A 5,357-nucleotide genomic window follows, 5' to 3' on the forward strand; every position below is an offset into this window, starting at 1 on the left:
GGTTGGCAGGATGACCGGCATTCGCTGGTGAATCGTGGCTAGAGTTTCATTTGCCTCGGTGGTTAGAATCGTATAGGTATTGATGCTCACGCCTTCAGGATTTTTCCAGCTTGACCATAGTCCCGCAAAGGCAAAGAGTGCCTGATCTTTTAAATAAATAAAGCAAGGCTGTTTTTCAGCACCCTTCCACTCTATAAACCCATCAGCAGGAATCAGGCACCTTTTAGATCTCAATGAACTCTTGAAGCTGGGTTTTTCATGTGCGGTTTCTGAACGGGCGTTAATCAGTTTCATTTTTTCATCTTTTGCCCATGGCGGCACCAGCCCCCACTTCAGTGCTATCAATTCCCTTTGATCGGAACCATTGATGACCGCGGGAGAAAGTTGACTGGGAGCTATATTGTAGCTTGGACGATAATCAAGATTTATATGGAGAGGACCGAAATGGGACTCGATGAGCTTTAAAGGTTTGGCTAAAGTATAACGTCCACACATATTAAGAGTATTGATTCGTTAATTTAAATTATGAGGGGTTGGGTGACTTCCAAGCTTATAGTATGATTAACCATTAGTGCGACGGTGATACGCAAATGATCTCATCGACGAACAAAATGTTTTCTCAGCTAAATCAATTTATAAAACCACAACTTATAATAGATCAAGTCTAAAACAAATATAATTTATGAAAACCTTAAAAAAAGTTCATACAGGGATATTCCGGGATGGAGGAGCAGGAGCTTTTGCCAAGCGCAGGTTCCGCGACAGAAGAAAAAAGTTGATGGAGAAGGAAGGCCAGCTCATGGCGATCACAGGTGTTCCTTATGGTCCTGCGGGAAAGACAACCTGGTCTTACGCTTATACTCCAACCTACCAGGAACCGGCAATGATGTATTTGACAGGCATTAATCAGAACAATGTCATTCTGCTATTGGACCCGAGCTCAAGGGAGTCGAAAGAGATTTTATTCGTGGATCGTAAGGATCGAATTTTGGAATTTTGGGAAGGGGTCCGTTTCGGTGTTGGCGACGAAAAAAGTGTGAGGGAAGTGCGTTCGGTGACGGGAATTCAGGATGTTCGTGATATCCGCGAGTTCAAGGATGTTCTGAAAGAGCGGTTCATGAAGCAGAAGAAAAAAACAATGGGAACCCTTTGGCTGGAAGGTATTAAAAATGGCAAAGCGGTCAACATTTCCACTGATCATAATTTCGATTTTAAGAAAAGGCTTGAAGGATGGTTGAGGTCCTGGAAGGCTCCCAGGGGTGCCTTGAAAAACATCATGAAGATCCATTTTGAATTGCGGCTGCCGCTGGATAAATATGATATTGCCAATGCCCGCAAGGCCCAGGAAATAACCAATGGCGGGTATAAGGCCATGCTGAAAAACTTTAAAAACTTCAGTAATGAATGCCAGGTGCAGGGGTTTCTGGAAGGGCAAATGCTGATGAATACGCCATATGGACTCAGTTATCCGTCTATTGTCGCATCAGGCTCCAACGCAACGGTCCTCCATTACACTAAGAATGATGATGATTTCGCAAAAAATGAAATGATGCTGATTGACTTTGGAGTTCGATGGATGACCATGCACGCCGACATCACCCGAACATTTCCTGTTTCCGGTCGGTTCAACCCCATGCAAAAGATACTATATGAAATTGTTTTAAAAGCCCAGGTTGCTGTTGAGAAAAATGCACGGGCCGGGGTGACGATGGATGAGTTGAATGCTGTTTGCTGGGATAAGATTAATGATGGGCTTGAACGAGACTTTAGGGCACTTGGTGGAAAGTTAAAACTTCAGTATAAAGGTCGTCCACACGGTGTGGGGCACTTGATGGGTGAGCAGGAACACGATGGGGATCCTTTTCGAAATTATCTTAAGGAGCCAATGAAGCCGGGTTGGATGATCAGCAACGAGCCGGGATTGTATGGGGAGTTCCGCATTCGATTGAACGGAAAAAACTACGATGAAAAAATAGGTATTCGTATAGAGGACAACCTTGTGATGACAACTGCCGGCTGCTTGAACCTTTCCAGTAAAATTCCTAAAACCGTCAGGCAGATTGAAAAATTGATGGCTCCTTCGTGAGGCTGCTTTTTCTAAAAATCGAAGCCTTTTAAATTTCTTTCAATGCTGAAAGGACGTCTTCGATATGGGTCTTAACTTTGACTTTTGGGAATATCTTTTGAATGACGCCGTTTTTATCTATGATGAAGGTGGTTCGGACAATTCCCATAAAAGTTTTTCCGTAGAGTTTTTTCTCCTGCCAGACACCATATTTTTGAACCACCTTTTTCTCAGTGTCGGCAAGCAGAGTAAAAGGCAGGCCGTATTTTTCAATGAACTTCTGATGTCTTTCGGTTGAGTCAATGCTCACACCAAGAATGACAGTGTTCTTGAATTTTTTGTGATTGTCACGAAAATCACAAGCCTGGGTCGTGCAGCCGGGGGTCATGTCTTTGGGATAAAAATAAAGCACGACATTCTTTTTACCCTTGAACGAACTGAGCTTGACCTTTTTCCCGTCCTGGTCAATAGCTGTAAAATCTGGTGCTTTTTTTCCTTCTTTCAATTCAGGCATGGTATTTCAGTCAGGTAGTTGTGCTTGCAACTCATCAATATTTTTACTGAGGCCGTTTAATTTTTCTAAAACCTTATCTTTGGGTTGCCGGTCAGCAGCTCTGTTGAAAATCATCCTTGCATCCCCAATCAATCCCAAAACCAACCCATGAAGTTTCGGGGTAGGTGTTTTGCCTTGTTCGCACAATGACTCAAAAGTAACTATCAGGCGTTGAAGTTTTCCATCAATTTGGAGTCCCAGTATGGATTTGTCCTTTAACGAACCAGATTTTTCAAGGTATCCCCATAGTCCGCCCTTGGACTGAATGACTTCCTGACTGCCTTGCAGTTCTTTTAGGCCCTCTTTGCAAATACTGGCGGCAAATGCTCCTGGAGAATGTGCCAGAAAGATAACTACTGTGAAATAAATTATAGCAACTGAGAAAAACTTTCTATGTTTAGGTACATATTGATTCCTGGTCATGTGCCGCTCCCCGTAGTTTGGGTTCGTGGAGTCTTTGTGAAATTCTATAAAGAGCAAGATGTAGAGCATTAGACAGGAACGAAAAATTAAAGTCAAACTTAACTTTAAGTTTAGCCGGAATTTGTAATTTTCTACTGGACTAAATTCTGGAAACCTTCTAAAGCCCTTAACTTTTCAAAGGTAGGGTCAGAGGAGATGACTTTTTTCAGGCCGGGATTCAATTTCATCACAATTTCAAGGTGTTTGATTCCATCACCAAGATCCCCATTCAAAACGTATGAGCGTGCCAGCAGTAACCGGTGGGCGATTATATGTTCATGATTGGGGTGGATGACTAACAGCCTCTCCAGGATGGATATGGTCCGATTGTACTTTTCTTTTTTATAATTGGCAGTTGCCGTATTAAGTAGGGCAGTGAGGTTATTCGGATCCAATCTCAATACCATGGAATAGATACCCAGGGCTCGTTCATACATTCCAAAATGAGCGAAGATTTCTCCCTTCCTGTTCATTGCTTCACTGGGATTGATGAATAAAGCATTTGGGTTCAAAGGTTGTTGCTCCGTCGAGTCCATGTTTTTCGGGAACTCTTCCAGAGAGGCCTTGGCAATACCATTTGGGTCTCCCAGGCTTTTGGCTTTTTCATATAGGTCTTTGGCTTTTCCCAGATGTCCACGAAGCACTTCTAAATCACCCAATTCCTGATATCCCCTGCTTTTAAGTTTGTCGTTATCTTTTGCGTATTCAATAAATTTGTTAACAGACTTTTCTGCCTTATCCAGCCGCAAAAACATGCTATGAAGACCGACAAGAATCTCTTGTGTGTTAATGTCATTTGGGCTCAGTCGGGCCGCTGTCTCAGCTTCAATAATGCACAATCCGTACTGTTTCGACTTGTAAAGAGATTTTGAGCGACTTAAATGATATTGTCCCGGCACGACTTTTAATGGAAGCTTGTCGATAGCACCTTGAAATATATATTCTTTAAGTAGTTTGGCTGACCCTGCTTTGGGGTGACCCCGATGGTGGTCCAGAATATGATTGATATAAAACTCCGCCTTCTCTTTATTATTTCGTGTTGCATACAGGTAGGCGAGCTGATAAGCCGCTTCAACATTAGTATTGTCTAAAGAAAATGCTTGCTCGAAAGATTTTTCAGCCTCATCATTCTGGTTCAGGTAATTGAAAATCATCCCTCGTTCATAAGGGTATGTTGAGTTTTTAGGAGACAGTTTGGCGCTTTCTGCTAATTCTTTGTTCGCTTCTTTAGCTTTGCCAAGTGCCATCAAAGTTAAAGCATATTCATAATGCGCCAATGGGTCCTGGTGATGCTGCTGGGCGGCTATGATACACGCCTTTTCAGAGACCATGCCTTTTCCAAGTTTGCGGTGAATCTGGCAGAAGCCGAAGTGTAAGGCTGGGTGCTGGCGTTCTTTTTTAAACCCAATGAGCAATACATCCAGGGCTTTAAGAGGTTCATCTTTTTCATTTAAAATCAGGGCTTTTAGAATCTCAGGGGTCGATTCTTTGGGTTGTTCAGTTATTTTTCTGTCAAGAATTTCGATGGCCTCGTCATACTGTTTTTTTGAGACCAGGTTTCTGACTTTTTGATAGCCCGGGTCATTTCTATCACTTGATACAGAAAGGTCCCAGTGCGCTATATCCAGTGAAGGGTAGGTGGCGCTAACAGGAACAACGGTTGAAATGAGTAATAATGTTGTTAAAAGTACTTTCATTGAAGCTGTCATTTTTTGTTTTCCGTCTTTAAAGGATAAACTCAGTTCGGGTTGACTCGCACGGCCCGAGTGGCTTTTCGGGAGCGGGACTTTTTATTGGTGTTAAATACTTCGCCAGTATTGAAAACCACTCCAAGTGCATTGTAACGTCCATTTTCTTCTGCTGACCAAAGGGAGCCGCTGCCATTTTTCGCGAAAATGGGGTCGGTGTGTATTTTCATTTCTTTTCCCACCTGTGAACTATTTACCTTTTCGGGTTCGTACAGCGTTATAAGCTCCTGGGTTGTGGGCAATTTCCAATCAATATAATGGGCAAACCCTTCTTTGTTGAGCTGCCGGACATAATCGTGAATCTCCATCCAATTGAGCCAGTGTCCTGAATGAAGGTAGGAGTCTTGTTTCATCCACATCAATTTGGTTTTGGTGTCTGTAATTGTTCCATCACCATTGTCCAGAAATCGATTGTCATCGGACTTTATTGGATTGGCAAAGGTGTTGTTGCTTAGAGCTCCCAGAATAAGAAGCAGTATTATTAAGGCAACAGGCTTTTTTGTGATTTCGAATGAATAGGGGGTCGATA

General features: G+C 42.7%; 6 protein-coding genes. 1 reads left to right on the top strand and 5 read right to left on the bottom strand.

The window, feature by feature from the left end; genetic code table 11:
* Positions 1-495 (bottom strand): SOS response-associated peptidase (locus F3741_03240; protein MZG29814.1); only part of this gene is annotated, 495 nt, incomplete at its 3' end.
* Positions 496-682: 187 nt separating this feature from the next.
* Between F3741_03240 and F3741_03245 the strand changes: the two genes are divergently transcribed.
* Entirely contained in the window at positions 683-2,086 is a 1,404-nt protein-coding gene (locus tag F3741_03245) for a M24 family metallopeptidase (protein ID MZG29815.1), read from the top strand.
* A 28-nt stretch (positions 2,087-2,114) separates the two neighbouring features.
* Here the strand turns inward: F3741_03245 and F3741_03250 are convergent, their stop codons facing one another.
* The 4 genes from F3741_03250 to F3741_03265 all read right to left on the bottom strand — a co-directional run bounded on the left by F3741_03250 (position 2,115) and on the right by F3741_03265 (position 5,187).
* Positions 2,115-2,579, bottom strand: coding sequence for a thioredoxin-dependent thiol peroxidase (locus F3741_03250; GenBank protein MZG29816.1), 465 nt, complete (start codon positions 2,577-2,579; stop codon positions 2,115-2,117).
* A 6-nt stretch (positions 2,580-2,585) separates the two neighbouring features.
* Positions 2,586-3,041 carry a hypothetical protein gene (locus tag F3741_03255; protein ID MZG29817.1) on the bottom strand — a complete coding sequence of 152 codons (456 nt, stop codon included), beginning with the start codon at positions 3,039-3,041 and terminating at the stop codon, positions 2,586-2,588.
* Positions 3,042-3,172: 131 nt separating this feature from the next.
* Positions 3,173-4,789 carry a tetratricopeptide repeat protein gene (locus F3741_03260; GenBank protein MZG29818.1) on the bottom strand — a complete coding sequence of 539 codons (1,617 nt, stop codon included), beginning with the start codon at positions 4,787-4,789 and terminating at the stop codon, positions 3,173-3,175.
* Positions 4,790-4,818: 29 nt separating this feature from the next.
* Positions 4,819-5,187 (bottom strand): DUF1566 domain-containing protein, encoded by a 369-nt coding sequence (locus F3741_03265; protein MZG29819.1) that lies wholly within the window; start codon positions 5,185-5,187, stop codon positions 4,819-4,821.
* Positions 5,188-5,357: the final 170 nt, after the last annotated feature.

Source organism: Nitrospinota bacterium (assembly GCA_009873635.1).
Taxonomy (GTDB): domain Bacteria; phylum Nitrospinota; class Nitrospinia; order Nitrospinales; family VA-1; genus LS-NOB.